We start from the raw sequence: 14,735 nt of genomic DNA, 5'->3' as shown, positions 1-14,735 counted from the left end.
GTGGCGGCGGTCGCGCTTGACCGGGCCTTCCGCAGCCACAAGATGTGTCCGCCCAACAAATGTGCAGCCATGACCGCCGACGCCATCGACAGACCCGCCACCCTGACCGGACGCCTGCGCGGCCACACCGCGGAACTGGTGCGGCTTGCCGCGCCGGTGATCGTGTCGCGCGCCGGGCTGATGGTGATGATGGCCGTGGACACCGCCATCGTCGGCCGTTACAGCGCCGAGCAACTGGCGTTCTTCGGGCTCGCCCACCTGCCCAGCAACATGATGATCGGCGTCGGCGTCGGCCTGCTGCTGGGCACGGTGGCGCTGGTGGCGCACGCGCTCGGCGCCGACCGGCCGGAGGAGTGCGGCTTGATCTGGCGCCGCTCGGTGCCGTACGCGCTGCTGATGGGCGGATTGATGGCGCTGGCGGCGGCGCTGCTCGGCGGGCCGCTGTTCCGCCTGACCGGCCAGGAGCCGCACGTCGCCGAGGGCGGCGCCCAGGTGCTGGCCGTGCTCGGCCTCGGGATGCCGGGGATGATGCTCTACACCACGACGGGCTTCTTTCTGGAGGGGCTGAAGCGGCCGGTGCCGGTGATGGTCGCCATGGTGGCCGGCAACCTGGTGAACCTCGGGCTGGCGTACGGGCTGGTGTGGGGCGCCTGGGGACTGCCGTCGCTGGGGGCGCTCGGTTCCGCGTGGGCGACGACGCTGATCCGCTGGGCCATGGGCCTGGGCTTGGTCGCGTATGTCTGGTGGTTGCGCGACCGCGACCGCTGGGGCGTGCGCGGCGGCTGGCAGGGCTGGTGGAGCGGCGCGGCCAAGCAGCGCGCCCTGGGCTACGCCGCCGGCCTGAGCATCGGCGTGGAGAGTTCGGCCTTCGCCGCGCTCGGCCTGCTCGCCGGGCTGATTTCGCCGCTGGCGCTCGGCGCCTACACGGTGGCGCTGAACCTGATCGCGCTGCCCTTCATGGCGGCGGTCGGGTTGGCCTCGGCTACCGGCGTGCGCGTCGCCGTGGCGCTCGGGCGCGGCGACCGGCTGGACATGGCGCTGGCGGGCTGGACGGGGCTCGCGGTCACCTCGGTGTTCCTGGCGCTGGTCGGCGTGGTGTACGCGGTTCTCCCGGGGCCGGTGGCGGGCATCTACAGCAACGACCCGGCCCTGCTGGAGCGCGTCGTCCCGCTGATCGCCTTCAGCGCCTGGATCCTGGTGGTGGACGGCGGCCAGACCGTCATGGCCAACGCGCTGCGCGGCCGGCACGACGTGTGGGTGCCGACCATGCTGCACTTCGTGTCCTACGCCGTGGTCATGCTGCCGGTCGCCGCGCTGTCGGCGTTCGCCCTTGGGCGCGAGGAGCAGGGGCTGTTCGACGGCATCCTGATCGCCAGCGTGGTGTCGGTGTCGATCCTGTCGCTGCGCTTCGCGAGTCTCAGCCACCGCTGACCCTTTTTTGGGTGGGGTGCGGTTGTGTGCACGTGCGAAACCTGCTAGGGAATACCATATATATGGTCCGGTTCGCTGGGCGTTTTGCCTAGGCCGTCCGGCGCGTGGTATGCACGCGTTTCCCAGACCCCGAGTCATGAGTTCCGCTTGAGCACGACCCCGCTTCCCCCCGCCTCCGACATCGCGCCGATCAATCTCGAAGACGAGATGCGCCGCTCGTACCTCGATTACGCCATGAGCGTGATCGTGAGCCGCGCGCTGCCCGACGTGCGCGACGGGCTGAAGCCCGTGCACCGCCGCATCCTCTACGCGATGAAGGAAGGCGGCTACGATTCGAGCAAGCCCTACAAGAAGTCGGCGCGCATCGTCGGCGACGTGATGGGTAAGTATCACCCGCACGGCGATTCGGCGATCTACGACGCCATGGTCCGCATGGCGCAGGACTTCTCCATGCGCCTGCCGCTGATCGACGGGCAGGGCAACTTCGGCTCGATGGACGGCGACCCGCCGGCGGCCATGCGCTACACCGAGGCGCGGCTGGCCAAGGCGGCCGAATCGCTGCTCGACGACATCGACAAGGACACGGTCGACTTCGGGCCGAACTACGACGATTCCGGCCGCGAGCCGCTGGTGGTGCCGGCGCGCTTCCCGAACCTGCTGGTGAACGGCGCCGGCGGCATCGCCGTGGGCATGGCGACCAACATCCCGACCCACAACCTGGGCGAGGTGATCGACGCCTGCTGCGCCTACATCGACAACAACGACATCACGCTGGACGAGCTGATGGAGTTCGTCCCCGGTCCGGACTTCCCGACGGGCGGCGTCATCCTCGGCCGTTCGGGCAGCCGTTCGGCGCTGCAGACCGGCCGCGGCTCGATTATCCTGCGCGCCAAGACCGAGATCGAGGAGATCCGCAAGGACCGCCTCGCCATCGTGGCGACGGAGATCCCGTACCAGGTCAACAAGTCCAAGCTGATGGAGCGCATCGGCGAGGTGGTCAACGACAAGACCATCGAGGGCATCTCCGACCTGCGCGACGAATCCGACCGCGACGGCGTGCGCGTGGTGGTCGAGCTGAAGCGCGACGCCGTGCCCGACGTGGTGCTGGCCCAGCTGTTCCGCCACACCCAGCTGCAGACCTCGTTCGGCGTCAACATGCTGGCGCTGAACGGCGGCCGGCCGGAGCTTCTGAACCTCAAGAAGGTCATCGAGGCGTTCGTCGCCTTCCGCGAGCAGGTCATCACCCGGCGCACCGAGTTCCTGCTGGGCAAGGCGCGCGAGCGTGCCCACACCTTGGTGGGCCTGGCGGTCGCGGTGGCGAACCTTGACGAGATGATCGCGCTGATCCGCCGCGCCCCCGATCCCGCGCACGCCCGCGAGGAAATGGTGGCCCGCGAGTGGCCGGCGCTGGACGTCGCGCCGCTGATCGAGCTGATCGACGAGCCGGGCCGCGGCGTGTCGGAGGCCGGCACCTACCGCCTGTCCGAGGATCAGGCCAAGGCCATCCTGGAGCTGCGCCTGCACCGCCTGACCGGCCTGGAGCGCGACAAGATCGGCGGCGAGCTGAAGGAGGTCACCGACCAGATCGCCGACTATCTGGAAACCCTGGCCGACCGCGTGAAGCTGCTGGGCATCCTGCGCGACGAACTGGTCGAGATGAAGGAGCGGTTCGGCACGCCGCGCCGCACCGAGATGCTGGACCTGGAGTTCGAGTCCGACATCGAGGACCTGATCCAGCGCGAGGACATGGTCGTCACCGTCAGCCAGTCCGGCTACGTCAAGCGCACGCCGCTGAGCACCTACCGCGCGCAGAAGCGCGGCGGCAAGGGACGCTCGGGCATGAGCACCAAGGCGGAGGACGCGGTCGCCGACCTGTTCGTGCTCAACACGCACACGCCGCTGCTGCTGTTCTCGACCCGAGGGGTGGTCTACAAGCTGAAGGTCTACCGCCTGCCGCTCGGCAACCCGCAGAGCCGCGGCAAGGCCTTCGTCAACCTGCTGCCGCTGGAGGACGGGGAGACCATCTCCACCGTCATGCCGATGCCGGAGGACGAGGCGACCTGGAGCGAACTGCACGTGATGTTCGCCACCTCCAAGGGCAACGTGCGCCGCAACAAGCTGTCGGACTTCCAGAACATCCGGTCCAACGGCCTGATCGCCATGAAGCTGGAGGAGGAGGGCGAACGGCTGATCGCCGTGCGCACCTGCTCGGAGGACGACGACGTCCTGCTGGCGACGCAGGGCGGCAAGTGCATCCGCTTCGCCATGTCGGACGTGCGCGTCTTTGCCGGCCGGACCTCGACCGGCGTTCGCGGCATCCGTCTGGCCGACGGGGACGAGGTCATCTCGATGTCGATCCTGCGCCACGTCGAGGCCTCGCCCGAGGATCGCGCCGCCTACCTCAAGCGCAAGCGCGAGGAAGGGCTCGACATGGAGGGCGAGGCGGCGCCGGAAGCCGAGGAGGTGCCGGCCGAGGCGGTCACGCTGAGCCAGGAACGCTACGAGGAACTGAAGCGGTTGGAGCAGTACGTGCTCACCGTGTCGGAGCGCGGTTTTGGAAAGCGCACCTCGTCGTACGAGTACCGCATCACCAACCGCGGCGGCCAGGGCATCTGGAACATGGAGATGGCGGAGCGCAACGGCGCCGTCGTCGCCGCGTTCCCGGTGGAGGAGTCGCATCAGGTGATGATGGTCACCAACGGCGGCCAGGTCATCCGCATGCCGATCCACGACGTGCGCGTCGCCGGCCGCAAGACGCTGGGCGTCACGCTGTTCCGCGTCGGCGCGGACGAGCGGGTGGTGTCGGTGGCCTCCATCGCGGAGGAGGAGAACGGAAACGGCGGGGACAACGCCGGAACGGCCAGCGACGAGGCTGGGGAGGACAACGGCCCGGAAGCCACGACGGACTGAGTGTGGCGGACTGACCCAGGCTAGAGGAACCATCCCATGTCCAAGCGGCGCATCGGCGTCTACCCCGGCACTTTCGACCCGATCACCAACGGGCACCTGGACATCATCCAGCGTGCCTCGCGGATGCTCGACACGCTGGTCGTGGGCGTCGCCCGCAACGCCGGCAAGGGTCCGCTGTTCTCCACCGACGAGCGGCTGCAGATGGTCCGCGAGGAGGTGGCGGCGCTGGACAAGAACGGCTGCGTCATCGAAGTGCGGGCGTTCGACACGCTGCTGATGCACTTCGCCATCGAGAACAACGCCTCGGTCATCATCCGCGGCCTGCGGGCGGTGTCCGACTTCGAGTACGAGTTCCAGATGGCGGGCATGAACGCCCGCCTGAACCCGAAGATCGAGACGATGTTCCTGATGGCCTCGGAGCGCCACCAGTTCATCTCCTCGCGCTTCGTGAAGGAGATCGGCCGGCTCGGCGGCGACATCACGCAGTTCGTCAGCCCGCGGGTGAACAAGCATCTGGCCGAGCGTTTCGCGCTGGATGACGACATCTCGAAGCGGATGCAGACGCTGAAACAGTGAGGCCGCGGGACCGGGAATGCGTCGGGGCGGTTGACCAGACCGCCCCGTCCCCCTATGGTGCCGCCCGCCCCGCCGCCCCATCTCTTCGAGAGGCGGCCACAGAGCTGATCCGGTAGCTCAGTCGGTAGAGCACGTGACTTTTAATCATGTGGTCGTGGGTTCGAGTCCCACCCGGATCACCATTTTCTCTTTTGCATTCAGCGGGTTGGATTTGCGGTAGGATGGTAGTGTCATCCACCGCCGGTCCGTGTACGGCTCCCGTACGGAAAATAGGCGTCAGCTAGCTATGATTGGCCGTCAGTTTTGGGTGCGGCTGCCGTCATGCGGATAACTCCTCTCCCTTCCTCCTCGAACTGCACCAGCGCGTCGGGGAAGATGTTCAGCACCGGAAGTGCCCGCTTTCCAGAAGCGTGATGAGAAACGTGACGATCAAAGAGCCAACTGAATGAAGTCGGAGTGGCTCCATGCCGATGCGGCGCTAGCGTCCATGGGCACATGGTCAGGCTCAAGGCTATACGACGCCTGGAAAGCCGCATTCCACGCGATCCCCGACCTGAACGCCGAGCTGGTCGGCATCGACGCGTGGCTTTTCCATCATCCTGGAGACCAGTCTCCACCCTACTGCGTGAGCTGAACGGGGGCGATTGCGACGGCGCCGCCGCGGAGTTCGGGAAGTGGATCTATGCCACCGTGAACGGGCAGAAGACGGTGCTGCAGGGGCTGGTGAAGCGCGGCACCGCCGGGGCGCTGGTGTTCCAGGGCCTGGACTGGAGGGCCGCGCTGGAGGACGGCTGCGCAGCAGCACCCGATGCCGCAGATGTTGCCCGAGCCCGAGGGCGATGAAGACGACCGGGTGCGCCGCATCCAGCGCGGTCGGGCCGAAGTCCGCGGCGAAGATGGGAATCGGCTGTGGACGCCCTGTCAAAGATCCTGCGCAGCGACGGCAGCCTTCCTACTTCCCGATGTTCCCGGCCACCGTCCGGCTGTTGTTGCTCGTCGCTCTGACCAGGTTGGTGGTCAGCTGGACAGCCTGCTGACGCTAGCTCATCAGGCTCTGCAGCTGGATCATGTTCAGCTCGCCAGAGGGCTGTGAGGCGGCAGCTGCCGGAAGGGTCGCACGGCTGCGCGCGGTCATGTTCCCGGCGGCCAGTGCCGGACTGGCGGCGGCACCAATCATGGCAAGCACGAGGACGGTTCGGGCGAGCATCATGGTTCTCCTGACGTGAGAGCGTTTCGTGCGCAGCGACCACGCGTTGAGCCGGCGTTCGAATGCTGTGCCCTTTTCCGGCCCCAATGCTGTGAGATGGGCAACACCGAGGCTGAGCTCCCTGAGTTGCTTGCCGATCTACGGTGCTCCTGCCGATTCGTGCCGGTCCTGCTGACAGGCTGAACCCGTTCTCTCATTCAGCCAACCGCGCGCATCAAGCTTTGTGCGTTTATAGGCAGTCCTCCTTACGGTTTTCCGACCGCAAGGCGTTAAGAGTTCTTTTCGCACTTGAACACGGCTGAGATTTCTCTTCCGGCTCCGGTTGGAAATGCCTCGACAGCGATGAACTTGGTGCTTTCGTCAGGTTTGCAATAATCGTTCAGCCGAATGACCCGGCTGACCTCGTCAATAGCAGGCATCCCCATATCACCTGTGCCGGTTCTGTAGGTTATTATGCTTCCAATAGTGCCATCTGGTAAAAGAAACGCGCGTGGACCATCTATTCCTCCGCACGAAAAAAGTAATAATAACAATAAAAATGCGATTGATTTCATAAAAATCCTCGTGTGTTGGCTTGCTGTTCCATCATAGCGCCATGCTCCGATAAAAGATTGTATCAATATAAGCGATGGCGCGCGAGGTTGTCGCGCCGTCCCCCGGTTTGCGAGTCTGCGCAAGATGACCAGCCAGAACACGATCAGCACCACGTTGACCAAGCCGAACCCGTTGCGACGCAAGGTTTCCGCCTCGTGATGAGGTGAACAGCCCGCCCGGACGCCGACTATCCGCTCAGCACCACCTGCGCCACCTGCCGATCCGTGCAGGTCCTGCCGTTTCGCGCTACTCCATTACCGACCTCCATCAACCCTGCTGCCCGGCCCCGCCGAGGCGGCTTTTTCGTGCCCAAAAGGAAGGACCATGCTCCCAGCCATCATCGCTGCTCTCGCCCCTATGCTGATCGGGGAAGTCGCCAAGCAGGCCATGGGCGATACGTCCGCCTCCGGAATGGTGGCGGACGCCGCCGTGTCCGTCGTCTCTCAAGTGGCGGACATCCCCATCACCGACGAAGGGTCAGCCAAGGCGGAGGCCGACGCCATCACCGCCGATCCCGCCAAGCTGGCCGAGGCGTACCGGCTCCAGGCCGAAAGCGTTATCACTCTGCTGCGGCTGGACAACGATGACCGGGCCGGCGCCCGCGACCAGACGGTTGCGCTCGTCCAGGCTGGCAGCCGCATCGCCTGGGGTGCCCCGGTCGTCTCGCTGGTGGTGCTGCTCACCTTCGGCTTGTTGCCTTGGGCTCGTCCCGACCAAGGGCGTCCCAACGGGGCAGGAGACGGCCGTCAGCCTCATGTTGGGCGCGCTCGCCGCCATGGCGACAGCGGTGGCGTCCTACTGGGTGGGGTCAAGCGCCGGCAGTGCGGCGAAGGGCAAGCTTTTCGCCTACCGCTGACTCCGGGACCTCCATCGCTGCCCGGGGCAGGCGTCGGAGGCGTGGGAGGTCGTTTCGGTATACATGGGGCCACCGCCCACCCTGCTTCAGGGCTGCCTTTCCGAATGACTTCGGAGAGGATATCGTGCCTTCAGATGGCTGGGCATCCCGTCCGTTCGACGGATCCCGATTAATGAAAGGGGCAGGCATGCTTAGCAAGGGGTTTTGCGACGTAGAAATCCATCGCAACCCGCTATGGAATCACACATTGGCCGACTCTCCGGATCTGAGAGGGCGCTTTCAAGCCATTTTGGATGCTAACCTCGTCGCCATGTCCTTCCATGAAGTGGTAAATCTTCATAGAATGGTAGAGCAAACAAGTCGCCTTCCTGGTGATATCGCTGAAGTTGGAGTGTTCCATGGTGGAAGTGCGCTGGTTATGGCGCTTGCAAACACTTCGATGAAGCGCATCCATTTGTTTGATACATTTTCCGGAATACCAGAGACAACAAAAGGGGTCGATCTGGTAAATGTTGGTGATGTGAGAGGTAGTGAGCTAAGTGAAATCAAGGAGATGCTTAAAAATTTCGAAAACATTATTGATTATCATGTTGGATTTTTTCCGGATACTGTATCAGAGTTGCCGGATGGAATCGGTTTTTCTTTAGTGAATCTTGATATGGATGTCTATGCAAGCACCAAGGCCGGCCTTGAGTATTTCTATCCGCGTATGGTGCGCGCAGGGGTTATTATTTGTCATGACTATTTTTCACAAAGTTGCCCCGGTGTCAAAAAGGCGGTGGATGAGTTCTTTCTAGAAAAGCCGGAAACATTGATCGGTCTTTGGCACACGCAGATAGCAATGGTGAAGCTGTAGCCCCTGATGCCGATGGAACGAGAACGCTTCTTCTGACGGCGCTTGGCTGAGTTTATGGGTGATCTGACTCAGGCGTCACCTTTCTCGCGTCGGAAGTCTGGGTCGCCGCTTTGCTGAAGGGTAAAGCGGCGGCTTTTTTGCGTTCAGGGCGCCTGTCGCTTCGCCTTCATGGCTGCGACTGTCTCCAGCAACTCTGGCTCGCCGTCCGGCCGAAGGCGGCGATCGTGGGTGACCTCGAACCCGGGGATCGCGTTCACCAGCAGGTTCGCCCGGCGTCCAACTCCCTCCACGCGTCGCATGCCTCGGGCGGACTGCTGCCCGGCGCGCACAGGTGGGTGCCGGAGTTCATGTGCTGGATGATGAAGGTGAACTGGCTGCTCGAGCCAAGTCTTCTGGCTGATGCGGCGCGAACCAAACGCGGCAACACCTCGCCACGTCAGCTGGATCCGCGCCCATCCGCGCTGCCCGCAGCCCTCGCAGCGCAGCCGGTCCTGCGGGTCGGTCAGCCGGGCGTTCGGCCCGACCGCCCGGGTCCGGCCCAACTCCATAGCGTCGAGTTCGCGCGCGCGGTGGCGGACCTGGCATCGGGCGACGCTCCGGCACGCCGGCTCGATGACGTGCCCCGCCGCCTACCTGACGTGGGGGCGGGTGGCCTACGTCACGGCCGGCTGGTGCGCGTGGTGGCCTGGGCCCGCTGAAAACCCATCGTGGTGGGTCGGGGTGGTGTCCGACCAGGTGGCGCCGCAGTGGAGCGAGGCGAAGGCCGGCCAGCGCCTGCTGGGGAGCCGGCCCACGATCCTCTGCCAGCCCCCCAGCGGCCGGCTTCGACGATCCACCGTACCGGGTGCTCAGGTTCTGTCGGGCGGGAGTGCTGCTGGAGCTGCCGGAGGTGAGCGCCATCGGAACCCATACCTTGCCGCAGTCAGGCGGTACCCAGTTCGTATTGTTCCATGCATGCGTGTTAATCAGCTCCGGTAGACGTACGTCCGCGTCGTTTTCTCCGTAAATTAGCGTCCTATCATGGAATAGATCATTCCATGGGAGGGGCAAATGGCAAGGATCAGGGGGACTCAGCGCAACGATACCCTGTATGGCACCGTCGGCGATGACACTCTGCTGGGGCTTGGAGGCGACGACGTCCTATACGCCTGGGACAAGCAGTTTCAAGGTGGCGGCAACGACGTCCTCGACGGCGGCAACGGAAACGACCGGCTGGAGGGCTGGCAGGGCGACGACCTCCTGCTTGGCGGGAACGGGAACGACTCGTTCGAGGGCGGCGACGGCAACGACACGCTCTGTGGTGGCAACGGCAACGACGTGATGCGCGGCGGCATGGGCGATGATCTGCTCATCGGCGGGGCCGGCTTCGACCTCATGGATGGCCGCCAAGGCAACGACACCCTGTGGGGCGGCGGAGGTGGCGACCGGCTGTTCGGCGATACCGGCGTTGACGTGCTTCATGGCGAGGCGGGCAATGACACGCTGTACGGCGGAGGAGACGGTGACGTGCTTTACGGCGAGTCCGGCAATGACGCGATTTTCGGCGATACCGGCAATGACCTGCTCCAAGGCAACGCTGGCAACGACACCCTCTTCGGCGATCCTGATCGCTACTCCGACCAGGGGGCGGACACGTTGACGGGCGGGGCCGGCGCCGACCTCTTCGGCTTCGGCGGCAACACGGGAGACGACGTCATCACAGATTTCAACTTCGCCGCGGGCGACCGCATCGGGATCACCGCGGGAACAACCTTCACGGTCGGACACAACGCGGTCGGCGAGGCGGTGATCACCGTCTCCAACTCGGGCAGCGTGACGTTGTTGGGGGTTGCGGACGAGCGGGTCACCTCCGCCTTTTTCGTGACACTCTGATCGAGAGGGGCTTGGCGCGCGGAGGTGCTCAGAGCTGCACGCAGCTCAGCACCGCCCGCCGCCCGCCGCCCGTTCGCCTGCCAGCCGAACGGGCGGCGGGCGGTGTCGAGGGCGGCCGTCGGATCGCTTGTCGGCATTGCCTGTCTCCCTGTCGCCTGCATAGGGGACATAGGCCTCCGCGCCCCCGAGGTGCGGCATTTTTGATCGTACGCAATGGAACCGGTTGCCCCGGCGCAGCACCCTCCTTATACCGGAGAGCCTACTCCGTTCGTACGGGCGCCGGCGGTGCACGTGCGGGCGAGCCGGTAGCATTCTTTCGTGTGCGAGCATCGAAGCCAACAGTCGCAACTCCCGAATTGTTGGAAATCGATGCAGGAACCGTCATAATTGCCGCCCGGCTTCCGGCCGGGCTCGCCTTTCAGGGAAGCAGGTACGGTCTTGTCGGTTGGCTCCGCGGCTGAACTCAAGGAACTGGAAGGCCCCGCGGCGGCCGGGCTTCCGCGTGGAAGCGAGTTCCTGGCCTCGCTCGCGGCGAGCCTGCTCGACCATTCGGCGTTCCCCCTGGTCTATGTCGGCGCCGACGGCCGCTGCCATCACGTGGCTTCCGGATTCGCCTCCCTTCTCGACACGACGCCGGAGGCGCTGGTCGGCCGCCGCCTGAGCGAGGTGGACCATCCGGCCGCCCGCAGCGTGGCCGCGGCGCTGGCGGGAGTGGCCGCGACCGGCGCGGCGGCGCCCGTGGATTGCATCGCCACGCGCGGCGACGGGCGGCGCCTCATGCTCACCGGCTGCGTCATCCCGCACCAGGGACCGGACGGCGAGGTGCCGGGCTTCCTCGGCGTGCTGCACGACATCGCCGACGAGGAGCGCATCGCCGACTTCGTGATGCGCCGCGACCCGTTCGTGGCGACCCTGCTCGACGCGGCGGTGGACGGCATCGTCATCACCGACCGGCGCGGCGTCATCCGCTCGATCAACCGCGCCTGTTGCCAGCAGTTCGGCTACGACGAGGCGGAGTTGCTGGGGCAGAACGTGACGGCCCTGATGCCGCCGCCGTTCTCGCGCGACCACGACCGCTTCATCCAGACCTATCTGCAGACCGACCGCGCCAAGATCATCGGCATCGGCCGCGAGTCGCTGGGCCGGCGCAAGGACGGCACCGTCTTCCCCATCCATCTCAGCGTCGGTCAGGCGCGGTTGGGCGAGGAGATCACCTTCGTCGCCATGATCCGCGACATCTCCGACCGCTTGGCGGCGGAGCAGCGCGCCTCCTACCTGGCGCGGCACGACGCGCTGACCGGGGTGCTGACCCGCACCGCCTTCCTGGATGAATGCGAGGCGGTGCTGGCGCGCGGCAGCGTGGACGGCGGCGGCGATGCCACGCCGTGCTTCGCGCTCTACTCGCTCGACGTCGACCAGTTCAGCGACATCAACGAGGCGTTCGGCTTCCACGTCGGCGACGCGGCGCTGAAGGCGCTGGTCAGCCGCGTCATCGAGGTGCTGCCGAAGGAGACCTACATCTGCCGAATCGCCGCCGACGAGTTCGCGGCGCTGTCGCGGGTGGAGGACCTGGACCAGGCGCGCACGCTGGCCGACGTGCTGCACGACCGGCTCACCGCCTCCATCTACGCCGACCGCCACTGGGTGCGGCTGCGCGTCTCCATCGGCGCCGCGGTGTTCGACCCGTCGGTGCAGCGCATGGAGGAGCTGAACGCCAAGGCGAAGCTGGCGCTGCAATCGGTGCAGCACAACGGCGGCAACGCGGTGTGCTTCTACACGCCGGAGATGGCGGCCGCGGCGACCCGGCGCATGCTGCTGACCATGCACCTCGCCCACGCCATCGAGCGGAACGAGCTGCACCTCGTCTACCAGCCGATCGTCGAGGCGAAGTCCGGCGAGGTGACCAGCACCGAGGCGCTGCTGCGCTGGACGCATCACACGCTGGGCGCCATCTCGCCGGGCGAGTTCATTCCGGTGGCCGAGGAGAGCGGGCTGATCGTCCCGATCACCGACTGGGTGCTGGCCACCGTGGTGCGGCAGATGGCCGAGTGGGACGGCCGGGGCGTGCTGCCGAAGCGGGTGTTCCTGAACATCTCCGGCCAGCAGTTCCTGCGCGGCAACCTGACCCACCGTCTGGTCGAGCTGCTGGAGGACCAGCCGCACCTGCGCGGCCATCTCGGCCTGGAGATCACGGAGCAGGCGGCGGTGCGCGACCTCAAGGTCGCGGTGCGGACGCTGAGCGATCTGGCCGACATCGGCGTGCAGGTGGCGATCGACGACTTCGGCTCGGGTTATTCCTCGCTCAGCTACGTGCAGCAGCTGCCGGTGGCGAAGCTGAAGATCGACCGCGCGTTCATCGTCGACGTGCCGGAGAACAGCCGCAACGCCGCGCTGGTGCGCGCCGCCGTCGGCATGGCGCACGGCCTGGGCCTCGTCACCGTCGCCGAGGGCGTGGAGACGGTGGAGCAGCAGGAGTTCCTGGCCTCCACCGGCTGCGACCAGCTCCAGGGCTACCTGTTCGGCCGGCCGATGATGCCCGACGCGCTGGCGGAGATGGTGCGCGAGCAGCGCGCGGCCAAGGCCGTCCGCTAACCCCGGCCGCGCCGCTGCCGTCCCTGCCACCGGCGGAACGCCGTGCGGCCCCACCACGTCTCGATGCGCTCGCGGATCTCGCCGGGGCGCAGCAGCAGCGGCAACCGGGTCTGGTTCGGCGTCGGCGGCTCCAGGTCGAGGCCGACCGAGGTGATCTCGCCCTCCTCGTCCAGGTCACGCACGATCAGTTCCACGCCGCCCATGCGGACGCGGTCGCCCAGCTCGAAGCCCTTCGGGAACTCGTGGTGGAACAGCGCGCGCAGCGTGCGGCTGGCGTTCTGCAGGGCCAGCGGCAGCCCGTACATCTCGGCGATCTGCTCCACGGTGGCGTCGGGGCTGAGCACGAGGTCGCCGTAGAACTCGCGGTCGCTCTGGTCGAGCGGACGGGTGCCGCCCATCAGCTTGTCGAGAAGTGGCAGGCGGTTCGGCGCCATGAACATGTAGACGCGGTCCCCGGCGCGGATCGGCCGCGCCTTGTGCAGCGGCACCACCCGCTCGTCGCGCACCACCAGCGACGGCCGGGCCCAGCGTGGCAGCGGCTGGCCGCGCGCAACGGCGCTCTTGGGATGGACGGTGTAGGCGACCAGCTCATGGCCGATGTCGCCGGGCAGTTCCAGTTCGACGCGCTCGACCGGGCCGGTGCGCGGCGGCACGATCAGGCGCAGCCAGCGCGCCATCGGCCCGATGGTCCAGCCCTGCACCAGCAGTGAGACGATCACCACGATGAACGCGGTGTTGAAGATGATCTGCCCGTTCGGCAGCTCGCCCAGGATCGGCACCAGGGCCAGCAGCATCGACACGGCGCCGCGCAGGCCCACCCAGCCGACGAAGGTCGTCTCGTTGGCGGTGAAGCGGAAGGGCAGCAGGCACAGCCACACCGCCAGCGGACGCGCCACCAGGATCAGCAGGAAGGCCAGCGCCACCGCGGGGACGGCGATGGCCTTGAAGCCGCTGGGCGTGGCGAGCAGGCCGAGCATCACGAACATGACGATCTGGCTGAGCCACGTGAGGCCGCTGTGGAAGCGCCGCAGGTTCTGCGAGCCCTGGAGGTGGACATTGCCGGCGACCAGGCCGGCGACGTAGACGGCCAGGAAGCCGCTGCCGCCAAGCGCCGCGGTGCCCGCGAAGACGAACAGCGCGATGGCCAGCGAGACCACGAGGTTTAGGCCGGATTCGAGCTTGGCGCCGTTGATCAGCGTCACCAGCAGCACGCCGCCGACCACCCCGCCGAGGACGCCGCCGCCCATCTCCCAGACGAACTCCAGCGCCGCGCGCGCGAGTTCGAAGTGGCCGATCTGCGCGGCCTCGACCAGCAGGATGGTCAGCAGGATCGCCATCGGGTCGTTGCTGCCCGATTCGATCTCCAGCGTCGAGCGGACCCGGTCGCGGATGGTGATGCCGCCGACGCGCAGAAGCAGGAACACCGCCGCGGCGTCGGTCGAGCTGACCACCGCGCCGATCAGCAGCGACTCGATCCACGGCAGCGCCAGCAGGACATGAGCCGCCACGCCGATCACGCCCGTGGTGATCGCCACGCCGAACGTCGCCAGCGTGAACGCCGGCCACGCGGCGGTGCGGTAGCTCTGGACTCGGGTGTCGAATCCGCTTTCGAACAGGATGACGGCCAGCGCCACCGAACCGATCAGGAAGGTGCCCGGCGCGTCGTTGAACCAGATGCCGCCGATGCCGTCCTGTCCCGCCGCCAGCCCGACGCCGAGGAAGATCAACAACAGCGGCGTGCCGAACCGCAGCGCCACCACGCTGGTCAGGATGCTGGCGATCAGCAGGGACGAACCGATCAGGATGATGGTGCTGGTTTCTTCCATGGCGCCGATCCTGCC

The 14,735-nt window shown here is 66.5% G+C and carries 12 protein-coding genes and 1 tRNA gene; 10 read left to right on the top strand and 3 right to left on the bottom strand.

All coding sequences use genetic code 11. The features are described 5' to 3' along the window. Window positions 1-69 precede the first annotated feature (69 nt). The 5 genes from ACRWK7_RS12135 to ACRWK7_RS12115 all read left to right on the top strand — a co-directional run bounded on the left by ACRWK7_RS12135 (window position 70) and on the right by ACRWK7_RS12115 (window position 5,760). The gene (locus tag ACRWK7_RS12135) at window positions 70-1,431 is read left to right on the top strand and encodes an MATE family efflux transporter (protein ID WP_431856474.1); all 1,362 of its coding nucleotides are present in this window, start codon (window positions 70-72) and stop codon (window positions 1,429-1,431) included. Window positions 1,432-1,578: 147 nt separating this feature from the next. Further along, window positions 1,579-4,341 carry a DNA gyrase subunit A gene (gene gyrA, locus ACRWK7_RS12130; protein ID WP_431856473.1) on the top strand — a complete coding sequence of 921 codons (2,763 nt, stop codon included), beginning with the start codon at window positions 1,579-1,581 and terminating at the stop codon, window positions 4,339-4,341. Window positions 4,342-4,377: 36 nt separating this feature from the next. Then, window positions 4,378-4,917, top strand: a complete 540-nt coding sequence (gene coaD / locus ACRWK7_RS12125; protein WP_431856472.1) for a pantetheine-phosphate adenylyltransferase — start codon at window positions 4,378-4,380, stop codon at window positions 4,915-4,917. A gap of 106 nt (window positions 4,918-5,023) precedes the next feature. Next, window positions 5,024-5,099 (top strand) — tRNA-Lys (locus ACRWK7_RS12120). Window positions 5,100-5,412: 313 nt separating this feature from the next. Then, entirely contained in the window at window positions 5,413-5,760 is a 348-nt protein-coding gene (locus ACRWK7_RS12115) for a glycoside hydrolase family protein (protein WP_431856471.1), read from the top strand. Between the two features lie 196 nt (window positions 5,761-5,956). Here ACRWK7_RS12115 and ACRWK7_RS12110 read toward each other — a convergent pair whose 3' ends face one another. Further along, entirely contained in the window at window positions 5,957-6,127 is a 171-nt protein-coding gene (locus ACRWK7_RS12110) for a hypothetical protein (protein ID WP_431856470.1), read from the bottom strand. Window positions 6,128-6,393: 266 nt separating this feature from the next. Continuing rightward, window positions 6,394-6,828 carry a hypothetical protein gene (locus tag ACRWK7_RS12105; protein ID WP_431856469.1) on the bottom strand — a complete coding sequence of 145 codons (435 nt, stop codon included), beginning with the start codon at window positions 6,826-6,828 and terminating at the stop codon, window positions 6,394-6,396. Window positions 6,829-7,042: 214 nt separating this feature from the next. On the opposite strand from ACRWK7_RS12105, the gene ACRWK7_RS12100 reads away from it, so the two are divergent. The 5 genes from ACRWK7_RS12100 to ACRWK7_RS12080 all read left to right on the top strand — a co-directional run bounded on the left by ACRWK7_RS12100 (window position 7,043) and on the right by ACRWK7_RS12080 (window position 12,894). Then, entirely contained in the window at window positions 7,043-7,747 is a 705-nt protein-coding gene (locus ACRWK7_RS12100) for a hypothetical protein (protein WP_431856468.1), read from the top strand. Continuing rightward, window positions 7,699-8,430 carry a TylF/MycF/NovP-related O-methyltransferase gene (locus ACRWK7_RS12095; protein ID WP_431856467.1) on the top strand — a complete coding sequence of 244 codons (732 nt, stop codon included), beginning with the start codon at window positions 7,699-7,701 and terminating at the stop codon, window positions 8,428-8,430. The genes ACRWK7_RS12100 and ACRWK7_RS12095 overlap by 49 nt, the downstream gene beginning before the upstream one ends. Before the next feature lie 110 nt (window positions 8,431-8,540). Next, complete coding sequence (locus ACRWK7_RS12090) at window positions 8,541-9,128, top strand: hypothetical protein (protein WP_431856466.1); 588 nt, start codon at window positions 8,541-8,543, stop codon at window positions 9,126-9,128. Window positions 9,129-9,480: 352 nt separating this feature from the next. Next, a complete protein-coding gene (locus ACRWK7_RS12085) occupies window positions 9,481-10,302 on the top strand; it encodes a calcium-binding protein (RefSeq protein WP_431856465.1) in 822 nt (273 codons plus the stop codon). A gap of 438 nt (window positions 10,303-10,740) precedes the next feature. Beyond that, entirely contained in the window at window positions 10,741-12,894 is a 2,154-nt protein-coding gene (locus ACRWK7_RS12080; RefSeq protein ID WP_431856464.1) for a putative bifunctional diguanylate cyclase/phosphodiesterase, read from the top strand. Here the strand turns inward: ACRWK7_RS12080 and ACRWK7_RS12075 are convergent. Beyond that, entirely contained in the window at window positions 12,891-14,720 is a 1,830-nt protein-coding gene (locus ACRWK7_RS12075) for a potassium/proton antiporter (RefSeq protein WP_431856463.1), read from the bottom strand. The genes ACRWK7_RS12080 and ACRWK7_RS12075 overlap by 4 nt on opposite strands. Window positions 14,721-14,735: the final 15 nt, after the last annotated feature.

This window comes from Azospirillum sp. (genome assembly GCF_050789165.1).
Note: the sequence above shows the minus strand (reverse complement) of the source record. Positions and strands in the feature narration are given on the sequence as shown.